The following is a 14,127-nucleotide window of genomic DNA, read 5'->3' as shown; positions in this document are numbered from 1 at the left end:
ATCGTCGTTTTTGCCTGGACGTCCATCAGACCAGGCCGGGCGCGATTTGCTCCCCAGCTCAGTTACGCAGCAGGCGTGCCTGCAGGTGGTCGCGCACTTGCGGCCATTCCTCGTCGATGATGCTGAAGCGCACCGAGTTGCGCTTGCGGCCGTCGGGCATGATCCGTTCGTTGCGCACGATGCCTTCCTGCTGGGCGCCCAGGCGCAGGATGGCGGCACGTGAACGGCTGTTGATTTCGTCGGTGGTGAACTGCACCCGCACACACTCCAGGTCTTCGAAGGCATGGCGCAGCATCAGGTACTTGGCCTCGGTGTTGACGAAGCTCTTCTGCCAGCGTGTCGCGATCCAGCTGCTGCCGATTTCCAGCTTGCGGTAGTGGCGGTCGATCTTCCAGAACCGGGTGGAGCCGATGACTTCGCCGGTGTCCTTGAGCACGATGACGAAGGGCATCACGGTGCCGGCGTCGCGGCCGGCGAGGGCGTTGCCGATGTAGCCCTCGACGGTGGCCTGCGACGGCACCACGGTGAACGGCAGGTTCCACAGCTCGCCCTCTTCGGCGGCCCGGACCAGGGCGTCGGCATCATCGAGCTGAAGCGGGCGCAGCAGCAGGCGCTGGCCTTCGAGGGCGCGGGTAAGCAGGAGGTTTTTCACGGTGTCGACTCAGGCGGTGGTTCCCTGCGCATTACAGTCAGGCCGCCGTGCCTTGGCAAGGGCCATTTGCAGGGAAAACACCGGTGCCAATCCGCTCTGTTGCGCACGCCTCAGGCCTGGCTGATGTCGATCAGGCGTGGCTGGGTGATCGCCAGGTAGTCGTGGCTCGCCAGGATCATCGAGGCATCCAGTCGCCCGGCATTGAAGGCGATCTCTTCATAACGTCGGGTCAGGCTCGGGTCGACGATCAGCTCGATCCGCTCGTCGAACACGAACGGCGGAATCGCACCGATCCGGCAGCCGGTCAGCGCCATGGCGGTTTCGGCCTTCACCAGTTCGGCCTTTTTTCCGCCCAGTGCCGCACCGAGCTTTTTCATGTCGAGCTTGTGGTCCCCCGGCAGAATCGCCAGGGCGTAGCGCTCGGCCTGGCCCTTGAGGGCGCAGAGCATGGCCTTGGCGCCCTGGCCCGGTTCAGTGCCGCGGATGTCGGCGACCCGAAACGACTGCCCTTCGGCATCGTGCTGCAGGACCCGGTAGCGGGCACCGTGGCTGTCGAGCAGGCTGACCAATCGATCGAAGACGGGGTACATGGGCTTTCCTCAGAGTGGCTTGATCAGGTCGTAGGAGAGCTTGCTGATCAGAATCACCAGCAGGACCAGGAACAGCGCGCGGACGAAGGGCACGCCCCGGCGTACCGCGAGCCAGGTGCCGGTCAGGGCCCCCAGGATGTTGAACACGGCCATTGGCAGCGCGATCAGGTACATGACGTTGCCGGTCGGGATGAAGAACACGAGGGCGGCGACGTTGGTGGCGATGTTCACCAGTTTTGCCGAGGCCGAGGCGTGCAGGAAGTCGAAGGCGAAGCAGCGGATGAACAGGAAGATCAGGAAGCTGCCGGTACCGGGGCCGAACAGGCCGTCATAGAAACCGATGGCGCCACCGATCAGCACGGCCAGCAGTTTTTCCCGGGTGCCGATCTGCATCGGCTTGTGCAGGGCGCCGAAGTCCTTCTTCCAGAAGGTGTAGAGCGCCATCAGCACGATCATCACCAGTACCGCCGGGCGCACCACCGACTGCGGCACGGCCGAGACCGTGGCCGCGCCGAAGAACGACATCACGAAGGCCGCACCGGCCGCCGGAATCACCAGGCCCCAGTTGATCACCACCTTGCGCACGAACGAGCGTGCCGCGAAGGTCGTGCCGGCGGCCGCCGCGACCTTGTTGGTGCCCAGCAGGGCAGCCGGCGGGGCCGAGGGCAGCACGTTGAACAGCGCGGGAATCTGGATCAGTCCGCCGCCGCCGACCGCCGCGTCGATGAGACCGGCGGCGAAGGCGAAGCAGCAAAGGATGACGATATCAAACATGTAATCAGGCTCTGACGATAAAGGGTTGGGTCGGATTCACCGGCACTACCCGCGCCGGGTCGTCCACCCCGAACACCCGGATCATCCAGCGGTCACGCCCGTCATAGCGCGGGGTGAAACCGTCGCGGGCATGCAGGGTCTGCTGGTTCTTGAAGATCAGCAGGTCACCGGGCTGGAGCAGGATGTGGCGGATGACATCGGGGTGGTTGGCGGTGGCGGAGAACAGTTGCATGGCGAAGCTGGCGTTGGCGGTGTTAGCGGTGACGGCCGCCTTGTTGTAGCGGCAGTGCAGCCCGCCGGTGGCGGGTGTGTAGAGCAGCGGGACGTTTTCCAGCACGTTGCCTTGCTTGCCGAAGGACTCCGGCCGGCGAATGCTGAAGTTCGGCCGCTGCAGTTCCTGCTCGACGAAGTCGGGCAGGATGTCCAGCACGTCACGAATGGCGACGATGCGGGTGGGGACATCCATTTCACAGCGCAGGCCGGTCAGGCTCAGGTATTCGGGGCAGGCCGAGAGCCCGTCGACCGGCTCGCAGGTCAGCGGCAGGTGCGGGTTGTCGACATGCATGCCCAGGCTCACCCGCGAGCCGAACGAGCTGGCCTCGCTCTCGCGCTCCTGTTTGGGCGAAACGTGGCGGAACACCGTCTTGTCGCTTTCGCCCTGATAACCGACCGGCCGGGTGCCGAGGGCGGCCAGCACGCCGAGGATCGCGCCGCTCAGCACCGGCAGGTCCTCGATCCCGGGTTCGTCGTCGTAGGGCGTGGCCGGCAACTGCGCGTCGATCGGCAGGCCGCGGACGATCAACGCCACCGCCTCGGACTTCGGAAAGTCGCGCAGCACCTGCTGCTTGTCGGCACTCAAGACACGTTCCAGCAACTGCGCAAGGGCCGGCATCCTGTCGATGCCCGAGGCGCTGTCACGGATGGCCAGGGGGGAAAGTGCTGCGTGCAATTGTCGCTGCTCGGTAAACGAAAGGTGGATTTCAGGCAGGGCCTGCAGGGTCGGTGACGACACATTGCGCACCAGCCAGTGCGGGCTGTGCTCGCGGATTTGGCTGGCTGAATTCCTGACCGTCTCTTCCAGTTTTGACACGTCCTTGACTCCTCTATTCCTACATCCCTGTGGGTTAAGCGCGAAGGCTAACGGAAGGGACTTTTTTGTGTTGCAATACCACATTGCGAAAAGTGCAATGAGGTGAGTGATGGCACTGGATATGTTGGGCGAGCTCGAGGCCTTCGCCACGGTGGCGCGCAAGCGCAGCTTCATCGTCGCCGCGCGCACCCTGGGCCGTTCGCCAAGCGCTGTGACCCGCGCCGTTCAGGCGCTCGAGGAGAGCGCCGGGGTCAAGCTGTTCAACCGTTCGGCCAACGCGGTGAGCCTCACCGAGGCTGGCGAGCGCCTGTTGCCGCATGCCTACAAAATGCTGGATCTGCAACGTGAAGCCGATGAGGACCTGGCCGGCATCAGCGGCCTGGCCAACGGCTGGATTCGCTTCTCGGCGCCGGAGTCTCTCGCCCATGGTGTGATCCCCCGGCTGATTGCCCAGTACTGCGAGCGCTACCCGCAGGTGAACATCGACGTGGTCTTCACCGACGAAACCATCGACCCGGCCCGCAGCAAGCTGGATTTCTCGATTCGGGGTGCCTTCCCGCAATCGAGCGACCTGATCGGTTTTCCGCTGTGGAGCTATGCCCGCTACCTGTATGCCAGTCCCGCCTATCTGGAGCGTTGTGGCATGCCCGACTCAATCGAGGCATTGGACCGTCATTCGCTGATCCTGCACACCGCCCCACGGATTCTTAAGGAGTGGAATTTTCGTAATGATCAGCAGGCCATCGGCTTCCGGGTGCATCCGAAATTTCGTTTCAGCTCCGGCGCGGCGGTGTTTCAGGCAGCACTGGCCGGGGTCGGGATTGCCCGCCTGGCGGACTGGCTGGCGGAGCCGGAAGTGGAGCAGGGGCGGCTGGTGCGGGTCTTTCCGGCGTATCGGCTGACCTCCAGCAGTGGCGAGAACCCGCAGATGCATGCGGTGTACCCCGCTGGCAACCTGCCGCAGCGGGTGAAGATGCTACTGGAACTGATCCGGACCTTCGGCGACAACGTCAGCCGACTCTGAGCGGGCCTCTGCGGCAAGGGCGAAACGCTCGCGGACCAGCGCACTGAAGCGCGCCGCCGCCGGGCCCAGGGTCTGGCCGGCACGGGTGATCAGGCCGATCTCGCGGCTGACCCCGGCATGTGCCACCGGCAGGCGCCGCAGACCGCTGAGCGAGTCGTCCGCCGACTCTGGCAGCAGGGTCATGCCCAGCCCCTGGCGAACCAGGGCCAGCACCGTGGACATGTAATTGGCTTCCAGCCCCGGGACCAGGGTCAGGCGCTGCTCGTCGAACAACTGTTCGACCCGTTCGCGCACGCTGCTGTCGCGTCCGGTGAGGATCATCGGCTGGCCGCTCAGGTCCGCCAGTCGCACGCGCGGCTGGCGTGCCAGCGGGTGCTGTTCGGGCACGAACAGGCAGAGCCGGTCGACCATCACCACCTCGAAGTCCAGGCCATGGCTGAGCCGCGCGCGCACGCCAAGGCCGAAGTCGACCTCGTTCTCGCGCACCAGCGCGTCGATGCGCTGGGCCACCACGTCGCGCAGGCGCACTTCCACTCCTGGATAGGCTTCACGAAAGGCCCGCAGCACCGGTGGCAGGGCGCCGGAGCAGATCGACGGCAAGGCGGCGATGGTCACCACGCCACGCTGCAGGCTGGCCAGGTCGCGGGAACCGCTGACGATGTTATCCAGGTCCAGCAGCAGCTTTTCCATGGGGTCGCGGGCCTGCTGCCCGGCGCTGGTCAGGCTGACCTGGCGCGGGCTGCGTTCGAGCAGGGCGACGCCGAGCCAGTCTTCCAACTGCTGCACTTGCACGGTCAGGGCCGAGGGCGACAGGTGCAACTCATCCGCCGCCCGGGTGAAGCTGCCGGTGCGGGCGACCGTGAGGAAGGCGCGAATATGCTGGAGGGCGTTCTTCATTCTGTTTTTCCGAATGCAAGGCGGTGAACATTCCAATTTACAAAGCTTAACCGCATTCCAATACTCCAGGGAAAACAATAACCGTCCGCTCTCGGGTTCCTGACCTGACGAGGCGGCTCACTGGAGTCTTCCCATGCTTGCCACGCTGGGTGTCGTCACCATTCTCTGTCTGCTTGCGGCTGTCATGAGCAAGCGCCTCTCGCCCCTGGTCGCCCTGATCGCCTTGCCGATCATCGCCGCGCTGCTCGGCGGCTTCGGCCTGCAGACCAGCACCTTCATCATTACCGGGATCAAGAACGTCGCCCCCGTGGTCGGCATGTTCGTCTTTGCCATTTTGTTCTTCGGCGTGATGACCGATGCCGGCATGCTCGACCCGATCATCGACCGTATCCTGCGCACCGTCGGCACCCGGCCGAGCCGGATCGTCGTTGGCACCGCGCTGCTCGCGTTGCTGGTGCACCTGGACGGCTCCGGGGCGGTGACCTTCCTGGTCACGGTGCCGGCGATGCTGCCGCTGTACACGCGGCTGGGTATCGACCGGCGGATCCTGGCCTGTGTCGCGGCCATGGCCGCCGGGGTCAACTTCCTGCCGTGGACCGGGCCGGTACTGCGTTCGTCAGCGGCCTTGCACGTGCCGGTGGCGGACCTGTTCCAGCCGCTGATCCCGGTGCAGATCGTCGGGCTGCTGTTCGTGTTCGCCAGTGCCTGGTGGCTGGGCCGGCGCGAGGAGCGCCGCCTGGGCCTAGGCGCCGGAGCCGCGGTCGGCAGCGCGCCGACCCGGGTGATCAGCGCCGAGCAAGAGCGCCTGCGCCGTCCTCGGCTGTTCTGGGCCAACCTGCTGCTGACCGTGCTGGTGATGGTGGTGATGATCGCCGGCTGGGTCGACCCGGTGGTGATGTTCATGCTCGGCACCGTGGTTGCCCTGTGCCTGAACTACCCGAATGTCGATGCCCAGCGCGAGCGTATCGACGCCCACGCCAAGACCGCGCTGACCATGGCCAGCATCCTCCTGGCAGCCGGGGTGTTCACCGGCATCATGCAGGGCACCGGCATGCTCAAGGCCATGGCCGAGGTGGCGGTGGCGCAGATTCCCGCCGGGCACGGCAAGCTGATCCCGACGGTGGTCGGGCTGCTGTCGATGCCGCTGAGCCTGCTGTTCGACCCGGACTCGTTCTACTTCGGGGTGATGCCGGTGATTGCCGAGGTCGGCAAGGCCCTGGGCGTCGAACCGCTGCAAGTGGCCCAGGCCTCCCTGCTCGGGGTGCACACCACCGGCTTCCCGGTCAGCCCGCTGACCCCGGCGACCTTCCTGCTGGTGGGGCTGTGCAAGATCGAGTTGGCCGATCACCAGCGTTTCACCATTCCATTCCTGTTTGCCGCCTCGGTGCTGATGACCTTGACGGCGTTGCTTCTGGGCGTCTTTTGAAATGAAGGGCTTTGCAATGAAAACCTTGCGTATCGGTTCCGGCGCCGGCTACTCCGGCGACCGTATCGAACCGGCCGTGGAACTGGCGGCCAAGGGCGAGCTGGACTACCTGGTGTTCGAATGCCTGGCCGAGCGCACCATCGCCCTGGCCCAGCAGGCGCGGCTGAGCGATCCCGAGGCGGGTTTCGATCCGTTGCTGCGTGAGCGCATGCAGCGGGTGCTGCCCTTCGTCGCCGGCAATGCGCGGCGGTTGCGGATCATCACCAACATGGGCGCGGCCAACCCGCTGGCCGCGGCCCGGGAGGTGCGGCGGATCGCCGTCGAGCTGGGCCTGCCGGCGCTGAAGGTGGCGGCGGTCACCGGTGACGACGTGTTGGCGGCGCTGCAGGCCGAGCCCGAGCGCCTGCTCGATAATGGCCTGCGGGTGGCGCAGTTGGGCGAGCGGCTGGTGTCGGCCAACGCCTACATGGGCGCCGAGGGTATCGTCCAGGCGCTGGCGGCGGATGCCGATGTGGTGATCACCGGCCGGGTCGCCGACCCGTCGTTGTTCCTCGCCCCGCAGCTGTTCGCGTTCGGCTGGGCGGCGGATGACTGGCAGCGCCTGGGGCGCGGCACCCTGGTCGGCCATCTTCTGGAGTGCGCCGGACAGATCACCGGCGGCTACTTTGCCGATCCCGGGGTCAAGGACGTGCCGAATCTGGCGTACCTGGGCTTTCCGCTGGCCGAGGTCAACGAGCAGGGCGAGGCGATCATCACCAAGGTCGCCGGCAGCGGTGGGCGGGTGGACCGGGCGACCTGCGCCGAACAACTGATCTATGAGGTGCATGACCCGGCGGCCTACCTGACCCCGGATGTCACCGCGGATTTTTCCCAGGTGAGCTTTGCCGACCAGGGCCCGGACCGGGTGCAGGTACAGGGCGCCACCGGGCTGCCGCGGCCGGCGTCGCTGAAGGTCTCGGTCGGTTACCTGGACGGCTGGATCGGCGAGGGGCAGATGTCCTATGGCGGTCCGGGGGCCTTGGCTCGGGCGCGGTTGGCGCGTGAGGTGGTGCTGGAGCGCCTGCGGATCATCGGCGTCGAGATGGACGAGGTGCGGGCCGAACTGATGGGGGTCGACTCGTTGCATGGCGAACGCCTGGGCGAGCGGGCCGCGAGCGAGCCGTGGGAGGTTCGCCTGCGCGTGGCCGCCCGTTGTGCCCGGCGCGTCGATGCGGTGCGGGTCGGCAATGAAGTGGAAACGCTGTACACCAATGGCCCCTCGGGCGGCGGCGGTGCCAGCAAGAGCTTGCGGCAGGTGGTGGCGGTGGCGTCGTTGCTGTTGCCACGCGAGAGCCTGGTGGCCCGGGTGCATCTGGAGGATCGGCAATGAGTGGCTTGAATGTGCGGGCCCTGGCCCATTCGCGTACCGGCGACAAGGGCGACACCTCGAACATCTCGGTGATCGCCTACCGTGCCGAAGACTATCCACGGCTGCGCCAGTGGCTGACGGCGGAGCGGGTCGCGGCCTGGTTCGCCGAGCTGCGCGACCCGGACGCCGCGCCGGTGCGGCGCTACGAGTTGCCCGGCGTGCAGGCGCTGAACTTCGTGCTGCCGGGCATCCTGCGTGGCGGCGTGACCCGTTCGCTGGCGCTGGATGCCCATGGCAAGAGCCTGGGCTCGGCCCTGCTGGACATGCCGCTGGACGACTGATCCAGCGGTGTCATGATCTAGCGTGGCCCCAGAAGCCGCTCGGCGATCATCTCGCCGATCGGCATCGCCGAGGTGGCGGCTGGCGAGGGCGCGTTGCAGACATGCACCATGCGCGCCGTTTCGGCGAACAGGAAATCATGCACCAGGCTGCCGTCGCGCCTGACCGCCTGGGCGCGGATACCGGCCTCGCAGGGCAGCAGGTCCTCGACCGCCAGCGACGGGCAGTACTTGCGGCACAGTTCCAGGTAGCCGCGTTTGCTCAGTGAGTTCTTCAGCTCCTGGGTGCCGGAGCGCAGGTTCTGCCCAAGGGTTCTCCAGAACCCTGGGAAGCGCGCGTACTGCGCGACATCGCGCCAGTTCACCGAGAACTTGCGGTAGTTTTCCCGGCCCAGCCCCAGCACCGCGTTAGGACCGACGGTGACGCTGCCGTCGATCATGCGCGTCAGGTGCACGCCGAGGAATGGCAAATCCGGATCCGGGATCGGGTAGATCAGGTGGTTGACGATGGCGTTCTTCGACGCCGGCAGACGGAAGTACTCGCCACGAAACGGAATGATCTGGTGGTCGATGGCCACCCCGGCCAGGGTCGCCAGGCGATCGGACTGCAGGCCGGCGCAGGCCACCAGTCGGCGGGCCTGCCAGACGCTGTCGCCGGTGCTGACGGTGACGCTGTCGGTGTTTTCCCGGATGGCGGTGACGCTCTGCTGCAGGCGGATTTCCCCGCCGTTGCCGGTGATCACCCGGGCCATCGCTTCACAAACCTGGCGATAGTCGACGATGCCGGTGGCATCCAGAAACAGCGCGCCGAGGCCGACGATGTTCGGTTCTCGCCGGCGCAGTTCATCGGCGTCCAGCCGCTCGACCTTCAGTCCGTTGAGTTGCGAGCGCTCGTACAGCGCCTGCATCCGTTGCATTTCCAGTGGCGTGGAGGCCACCAGCAGCTTGCCGCAGACCTCGTGACGGATGCCGTGTTCGCGACAAAAGTCCTTGGTGGCCTGGGCGCCACGCTTGCACAGGTCAGCCTTGAGACTGCCCGGCGCGTAGTAGATGCCGGCGTGGATCACTCCGCTGTTGTGTCCGGTCTGGTGGCGGGCCAGGCTGGCCTCTTTTTCCAGGATCACCAGGCTGGCGCCAGGTTGGCGCTGGAGCAGTGCCATGGCGGTGGCGAGGCCGACGATGCCGCCGCCGATGATGCAGAAGTCGTAGATCATGGTTCGCGTATTCCCTGGCGCTGGGGTGTGCCTGGTCGGCAGGTTGCCAGAGAAAGGGCGCTTGTGGGAGGGCTTGGGGCCGTCTTCGCCGCACTGTCGCGAAGAGGCCCTCAAGCCTGAGCGGGCCGAAGAGCTCAGTGCAGGCCGAGGCGCTCGGCTGCGCGGGCGGTGATTTCACCCCGCAGGCGGCGCGATTCCACCACGCGCTGGCGGGCGGCATCGAGCACCGACTGGGGTGCGGTCTCCGGGCTGCCGGCGTTGAATGGCGGGGCCGGGGCGTATTCCAGTTGCAGCTGGATCAGTTGGGCTTCATCGGCACCGACCAGCTCGCTGGCCAGGGTCAGGGCGAAGTCGATCCCGGCGGTGATGCCGCCACCGGTCAGCAGGTTGCCGTCGCGCACCACACGGTCATGCACGGCAATCGCGCCGAGGGTGGTCAGCATGTCGTGGTAGGCCCAGTGGGTAGTGGCCTTGCGTCCGCGCAGCAGGCCGGCGGCGCCCAGTACCAGCGAGCCGGTGCAGACCGACGTCACATAGCGCGCTTGTGCCGCCTGCTGCTGAATGAAGCCCAGGGTTTCGGGATCTTCCATCAGCGCCCCGACCCCGGCACCACCCGGCACGCAGATGACGTCCAGCGGCGGGCAGTCGTCGAAACGGGTGGTGGGACTCAAGACCAGGCCGGTACTCGACTTCACCGGTTCCAGATCCTTCCAGACCAGGTGCAGCTTGGCCCCCGGCAGCGACGCGAGCACGTCGTAGGGGCCGGTCAGGTCCAGTTGCTGGACGTTGGGAAACAGCAGGAAACCGATGTGCAGCGTCATGGCGAAAGCTCCTTGCAGAGAAAAGGTCAGGTGTACGTAGACGCTTTCACTCTAGTTTCGTAGGATTTGGCGAGTACGCCATACAGCCCACTTTTTACGCCAATCGCCATGAACACACCGCGCAGCATCGAGATACTGGCTTTTCCCAACGTGCAGGTGCTCGACGTCACTGGGCCGTTGCAGGTCTTTGCCTCGGCCAATGACCTGGCCCGCTCCCAGGGCCTGCCGCAGCCCTACGCGCCGCGGGTGATCGCGGCCCAGGCCGAGCCAATCATGAGTTCGGCGGGCCTGGCGCTGGTCGCGGCGCCATTGCCCGCGCCGGGCACGCCCTGCGACAGCCTGATCATTGCCGGTGGCTGGGGCACCTATGCGGCCGCCGAGGACCCGGAACTGGTGGCCTGGGTACGCCAGCAGGCGGCCTGCGCGCGGCGGGTGGCGTCGGTGTGTACCGGGGCATTCCTGCTGGCGGCCAGCGGCTGGCTGGATGGGCGGCGGGTGGCGACCCACTGGACCCGCTGTGAGCAGTTGGCCGAGCGCTTCCCGCAATTGCAGGTCGAGCCCAACCCGATCTTCATCAATGACGGGCCGGTCTGGACCTCCGCCGGGGTGACCGCCGGCATCGACCTGTCCCTGGCGCTGGTGGAACAGGACCTCGGGCGGCCGATGGCCCTGGAGGTCGCCCGGCACCTGGTGGTGTTTCTCAAGCGCCCGGGCGGGCAGTCGCAGTTCAGTGCCACGTTGTCGCTGCAGAAGACCACCAGCCGTTTTGGCGATCTGCATGCGTGGATTGCCGAGCACCTGGCGCTGGACCTGTCGATCCCGGTGCTGGCGCAGCAGGTGGGCATGAGTGAACGCAGCTTCGTCCGGCATTACCGCCAGGAGACGGGCCAGACGCCGGCTCGCGCCGTCGAGAATATCCGGGTGGAAGGCGCGCGTCGGCTGCTCAGCGATACCGCCACGCCGATCAAGCGGATCGCCGCGCGGTGCGGGTTCGGCAGTGAGGAGACGTTGCGCCGCAGTTTCCTGCGGGCCATGGGCGTGACGCCACAGGCCTATCGCGAGCGCTTTTCGGTACGGGTGCAACCGGCCTGATGAGCGTTCCCGCGCAGGGCGGGAACGCTCGGGCGCGTCAGCGGTTCGATGACGGCGCGAGGGCCATGTGAATCAGGGGAAACGGTTGCCCCTGGCCGTCCGTTTCCGAGCGACCGGTATCGTGGAAACCATAGTGTCGATAGAAACCATGGGCCTCGGGGTTTTGCTCGTTGACGTCAACGCTCAACGGACCGCAACGCTGGCGTACGAAATCGAGCAGGCGGGTGCCAATACCCTGGCCGCGTTGCTCGGGCTCGATGAACAGCATTTCGACTTTGTCCTGGTCGATGCCGATAAATCCGGCAGGACGGCCGTCCGGGTTTTCTTCGACCCAGACTTGCACGGCGGGCAAGTACAGGTCGCGCACTTGTGGATACAACGCCTGTATATCGGCTTCGCCGAGAAAAGTGTGGGTGGCCCGTACGGAGCGTAACCAGAGTTCGCTCAGGGCGAGGTTGTCGGAGGGGATTCTTTGTCGAATAGTCATGGTCTTTCAATCGAGGACTGTGGACGGAGTGTCGGCGCGCCAGCCTTGGGCGGCGACGACGGGTCGAGTGGGCGCTACCGGGCCGGACGCCGCGCGAATCAACGCCTGGGCGACACGACAACAGGGCTTGCCAGATTGAAGGAGGGCGGATTTGAGCAGTTTTTCCAGCGCCCGGCAAGTCCGGGAGGTGCTGTCGCGTGACAGGCCGTTACTTGAAAAGCCCGGGTAATTGTTAAAAAGTTTGAAGATTGTAAAAGTTTGTATAGTGATAATTGGCGTGAATAATTTATTTGTTGCGGAACTGGAATTTGTTCGCAATGGCGCGCTTATAATGCGCGCACTTTATATATCTACAGATTGTCACTTATGGAAAGTTCGCCATTGAGTAGAGTCTTGCTGGTTGAAGACGACCTCAAGCTTGCCGCGTTGGTTTCGCAGTTCCTCTCCCAGCATGGTTTCGAGGTGCGTACGGTGCATCGCGGCGATGTCGCCCTGGCCGCTTTCCAGGAATTCCGGCCGCGGATCGTCGTGCTCGACCTGATGCTGCCGGGGCAGAGCGGCCTGCAGGTCTGCCGTGACATCCGCGCGATCGCCGACACGCCGATCGTGATCCTGACGGCGCGCGAGGATGACCTTGACCACATCCTCGGCCTGGAGTCGGGCGCCGACGACTATGTGATCAAGCCGATCATGCCACCAGTGCTGCTGGCCCGGCTGCGTGCGTTGCTGCGTCGCCAGGCACCGGATGCCATGGCGCGCGGAACGCTGGAGTTCGGTCGGCTGAGTATCGATCGCAGCTGTCGCGAGGTGCGCCTGTCGGGCGAGGTGATCGAGCTGACCACCATGGAGTTCGAACTGCTCTGGCTGCTGGCCAACGCGGCCGGTGAAACGCTCTCGCGCGACGACATTCTCAACCAGTTGCGCGGGATCGCCTTCGACGGCCTTAACCGCAGCGTCGACGTCTATGTCAGCAAGCTGCGCAGCAAACTGCATGACAATCCTCGGGAACCGGCGTGCATCAAGACCATCTGGGGCAAGGGGTACCTGTTCAATCCGTTTGGCTGGGAGCTTTAGATGCTGCGTCTGTTCCTGCGTCTGTATTTCCTGTTGGCGCTGGGGTTCGGGGGGGCGATCTATTCGGTCGACTATGTCTTCACCGAGTTGCTCAACGGCCCGACCGAGGCCCTCAATCGCGAGTCGGTGCGGGGCCAGGCCTATGCGCTGGTCAAGGACCTGCGCCCGCTGGACCGGGCCGGGCGCGAGCAGCAGTTGCTGGAATGGAAGCCACACTACGGCCTGACCCTGGCCCTGGTGGAAACCGATACGCTCAACCTCAATGCCCGGGAACAGGCGCTGTTGGCCTCCAATCAACTGGTGGTGCGCGACGAGTTCACTCAGTTCATCTCGCGGATCGACGACGGCTCGCAACTGCTGATGATCAAGCTGCCACCCGAGCCGAGCCTGACCGTGCCGTACACCATCGCCGCCTACATCATGCTTGGCCTGATGGTCGGGATTGCCCTGTTTTTCTGGGTGCGCCCGCACTGGCGTGACCTGGAGCAACTGCGCCTGGCGGCCCAGCGTTTCGGCAACAACGACCTGGGGGCCCGGGCGCATCTGCCCAGGCGTTCGAACATCCATGAGCTGGCCGAGCACTTCAACCAGATGGCGGCGCGTATCGAGGGGCTGATCGCCAACCAGCGAGAGTTGACCAATGCGGTGTCGCACGAGCTGCGCACGCCGATTGCGCGGCTGTCGTTCGAGCTGGACCAGTTGCGCCAGCATATCGACCCGCAGTTGGGGGGCGAGCTGATCGGTGACATGTACGCCGACCTCGGCGAGTTGGAAGACATGGTCTCCGAACTGCTGACCTACGCCAGCCTCGAGCATGGTGCCGGGGAGAGCCGGCGCCAGCTCATCCAGGCGCAGAGCTGGCTCGACAGCGTGGTGGCCAGCGTGGCGCTGGAGGCCGAGGCGGCCGGCGTGCAGTTGACGATCGCCGCCTGCGACGTCGAGACCGTCTGCATCGAGCCGCGGTTCATGGCTCGGGCGGTGATCAACCTGCTGCGCAATGCCATTCGTTATGCGCAGGGACGGGTGCGGGTGTCGTTGACGCGCCAGGGTGATGAATACCAGGTGGTGGTCTGTGACGATGGCCCGGGGGTGCCGCCGGAAGGGCGCCTGAAGATTTTCGAACCGTTCCTGCGCCTGGATGCCAGTCGGGATCGCCGCACGGGCGGTTTCGGCTTGGGCCTGGCGCTGGTGCGGCGGGTGTCCCAGTGGCACGGCGGGCACGTCGAGGTCCGCGATTCGCAATGGGGCGGGGCGTCGTTTCGCATGACCTGGGCGCATACCGAAGCCTCTTCATAGCCCA

The 14,127-nt window shown here is 65.7% G+C and carries 15 protein-coding genes; 7 read left to right on the top strand and 8 right to left on the bottom strand.

Annotated features, from left to right (window positions below; genetic code table 11):
• Positions 1–58: 58 nt before the first annotated feature.
• The 4 genes from HU752_RS21435 to HU752_RS21420 form a co-directional block, all read right to left on the bottom strand.
• A complete protein-coding gene (locus HU752_RS21435; protein WP_225920051.1) occupies positions 59–652 on the bottom strand; it encodes a GNAT family N-acetyltransferase in 594 nt (197 codons plus the stop codon).
• A 110-nt stretch (positions 653–762) separates the two neighbouring features.
• Positions 763–1,242, bottom strand: a complete 480-nt coding sequence (locus HU752_RS21430) for a YbaK/prolyl-tRNA synthetase associated domain-containing protein (protein ID WP_186675595.1) — start codon at positions 1,240–1,242, stop codon at positions 763–765.
• A gap of 9 nt (positions 1,243–1,251) precedes the next feature.
• Positions 1,252–2,016 carry a sulfite exporter TauE/SafE family protein gene (locus HU752_RS21425; protein WP_186675597.1) on the bottom strand — a complete coding sequence of 255 codons (765 nt, stop codon included), beginning with the start codon at positions 2,014–2,016 and terminating at the stop codon, positions 1,252–1,254.
• 4 nt (positions 2,017–2,020) lie between these two features.
• Positions 2,021–3,106, bottom strand: a complete 1,086-nt coding sequence (locus HU752_RS21420) for a TauD/TfdA family dioxygenase (protein ID WP_225920050.1) — start codon at positions 3,104–3,106, stop codon at positions 2,021–2,023.
• A 109-nt stretch (positions 3,107–3,215) separates the two neighbouring features.
• Between HU752_RS21420 and HU752_RS21415 the strand changes: the two genes are divergently transcribed.
• Positions 3,216–4,130 (top strand): LysR family transcriptional regulator, encoded by a 915-nt coding sequence (locus HU752_RS21415; protein WP_186675599.1) that lies wholly within the window; start codon positions 3,216–3,218, stop codon positions 4,128–4,130.
• On the opposite strand, the gene HU752_RS21410 is transcribed toward HU752_RS21415, so the two are convergent.
• The gene (locus HU752_RS21410) at positions 4,083–5,027 is read right to left on the bottom strand and encodes a LysR family transcriptional regulator (protein WP_186675601.1); all 945 of its coding nucleotides are present in this window, start codon (positions 5,025–5,027) and stop codon (positions 4,083–4,085) included. The genes HU752_RS21415 and HU752_RS21410 overlap by 48 nt on opposite strands.
• Positions 5,028–5,160: 133 nt before the next feature.
• Here HU752_RS21410 and HU752_RS21405 point away from each other — a divergent pair, with 133 nt between their 5' ends.
• Genes HU752_RS21405 through HU752_RS21395 form a run of 3 tightly spaced genes read left to right on the top strand, consistent with a single transcriptional unit; the run spans position 5,161 to position 8,142 of the window.
• Positions 5,161–6,453: a CitMHS family transporter gene (locus HU752_RS21405; RefSeq protein WP_186675603.1), complete on the top strand. Its 1,293-nt coding sequence runs from the start codon at positions 5,161–5,163 to the stop codon at positions 6,451–6,453.
• A 16-nt stretch (positions 6,454–6,469) separates the two neighbouring features.
• Positions 6,470–7,822, top strand: a complete 1,353-nt coding sequence (locus tag HU752_RS21400; RefSeq protein ID WP_186675605.1) for an acyclic terpene utilization AtuA family protein — start codon at positions 6,470–6,472, stop codon at positions 7,820–7,822.
• Positions 7,819–8,142, top strand: a complete 324-nt coding sequence (locus tag HU752_RS21395; RefSeq protein ID WP_437182269.1) for an AtuA-related protein — start codon at positions 7,819–7,821, stop codon at positions 8,140–8,142. The genes HU752_RS21400 and HU752_RS21395 overlap by 4 nt, the downstream gene beginning before the upstream one ends.
• A gap of 17 nt (positions 8,143–8,159) precedes the next feature.
• Here the strand turns inward: HU752_RS21395 and lhgO are convergent, their stop codons facing one another.
• Both lhgO and inhA read right to left on the bottom strand, forming a co-directional pair.
• Positions 8,160–9,353 (bottom strand): L-2-hydroxyglutarate oxidase, encoded by a 1,194-nt coding sequence (gene lhgO, locus HU752_RS21390; RefSeq protein ID WP_186675608.1) that lies wholly within the window; start codon positions 9,351–9,353, stop codon positions 8,160–8,162.
• 134 nt (positions 9,354–9,487) lie between these two features.
• A complete protein-coding gene (gene inhA / locus HU752_RS21385) occupies positions 9,488–10,174 on the bottom strand; it encodes an isonitrile hydratase (protein WP_186675609.1) in 687 nt (228 codons plus the stop codon).
• 108 nt (positions 10,175–10,282) lie between these two features.
• Between inhA and HU752_RS21380 the strand changes: the two genes are divergently transcribed.
• The gene (locus HU752_RS21380; protein WP_186675611.1) at positions 10,283–11,266 is read left to right on the top strand and encodes a GlxA family transcriptional regulator; all 984 of its coding nucleotides are present in this window, start codon (positions 10,283–10,285) and stop codon (positions 11,264–11,266) included.
• A gap of 37 nt (positions 11,267–11,303) precedes the next feature.
• On the opposite strand, the gene HU752_RS21375 is transcribed toward HU752_RS21380, so the two are convergent.
• Entirely contained in the window at positions 11,304–11,753 is a 450-nt protein-coding gene (locus tag HU752_RS21375; RefSeq protein ID WP_186675614.1) for a GNAT family N-acetyltransferase, read from the bottom strand.
• Between the two features lie 366 nt (positions 11,754–12,119).
• Here HU752_RS21375 and HU752_RS21370 point away from each other — a divergent pair, with 366 nt between their 5' ends.
• Together HU752_RS21370 and HU752_RS21365 are read left to right on the top strand one after the other, a co-directional pair.
• A complete protein-coding gene (locus HU752_RS21370; protein ID WP_186675617.1) occupies positions 12,120–12,827 on the top strand; it encodes a winged helix-turn-helix domain-containing protein in 708 nt (235 codons plus the stop codon).
• A complete protein-coding gene (locus tag HU752_RS21365; RefSeq protein WP_186675620.1) occupies positions 12,828–14,123 on the top strand; it encodes an ATP-binding protein in 1,296 nt (431 codons plus the stop codon).
• Positions 14,124–14,127: the final 4 nt, after the last annotated feature.

Source organism: Pseudomonas vanderleydeniana (assembly GCF_014268755.2).
Lineage (GTDB): Bacteria > Pseudomonadota > Gammaproteobacteria > Pseudomonadales > Pseudomonadaceae > Aquipseudomonas > Aquipseudomonas vanderleydeniana.
This window is presented reverse-complemented; position numbering and strand designations above follow the sequence as displayed.

What these genes read in the sequence shown, in the direction of transcription:
- lhgO (WP_186675608.1), bottom strand. Translation starts at nt 9,353, where the DNA reads ATGATCTACGACTTCTGCATCATCGGCGGCGGCATCGTCGGCCTCGCC.
- HU752_RS21365 (WP_186675620.1), top strand. Translation starts at nt 12,828, where the DNA reads ATGCTGCGTCTGTTCCTGCGTCTGTATTTCCTGTTGGCGCTGGGGTTC.
- HU752_RS21415 (WP_186675599.1), top strand. Translation starts at nt 3,216, where the DNA reads ATGGCACTGGATATGTTGGGCGAGCTCGAGGCCTTCGCCACGGTGGCG.
- HU752_RS21430 (WP_186675595.1), bottom strand. Translation starts at nt 1,242, where the DNA reads ATGTACCCCGTCTTCGATCGATTGGTCAGCCTGCTCGACAGCCACGGT.
- HU752_RS21410 (WP_186675601.1), bottom strand. Translation starts at nt 5,027, where the DNA reads ATGAAGAACGCCCTCCAGCATATTCGCGCCTTCCTCACGGTCGCCCGC.
- HU752_RS21400 (WP_186675605.1), top strand. Translation starts at nt 6,470, where the DNA reads ATGAAAACCTTGCGTATCGGTTCCGGCGCCGGCTACTCCGGCGACCGT.
- HU752_RS21405 (WP_186675603.1), top strand. Translation starts at nt 5,161, where the DNA reads ATGCTTGCCACGCTGGGTGTCGTCACCATTCTCTGTCTGCTTGCGGCT.
- HU752_RS21375 (WP_186675614.1), bottom strand. Translation starts at nt 11,753, where the DNA reads ATGACTATTCGACAAAGAATCCCCTCCGACAACCTCGCCCTGAGCGAA.
- inhA (WP_186675609.1), bottom strand. Translation starts at nt 10,174, where the DNA reads ATGACGCTGCACATCGGTTTCCTGCTGTTTCCCAACGTCCAGCAACTG.
- HU752_RS21370 (WP_186675617.1), top strand. Translation starts at nt 12,120, where the DNA reads ATGGAAAGTTCGCCATTGAGTAGAGTCTTGCTGGTTGAAGACGACCTC.
- HU752_RS21425 (WP_186675597.1), bottom strand. Translation starts at nt 2,016, where the DNA reads ATGTTTGATATCGTCATCCTTTGCTGCTTCGCCTTCGCCGCCGGTCTC.
- HU752_RS21380 (WP_186675611.1), top strand. Translation starts at nt 10,283, where the DNA reads ATGAACACACCGCGCAGCATCGAGATACTGGCTTTTCCCAACGTGCAG.
- HU752_RS21395 (WP_437182269.1), top strand. Translation starts at nt 7,819, where the DNA reads ATGAGTGGCTTGAATGTGCGGGCCCTGGCCCATTCGCGTACCGGCGAC.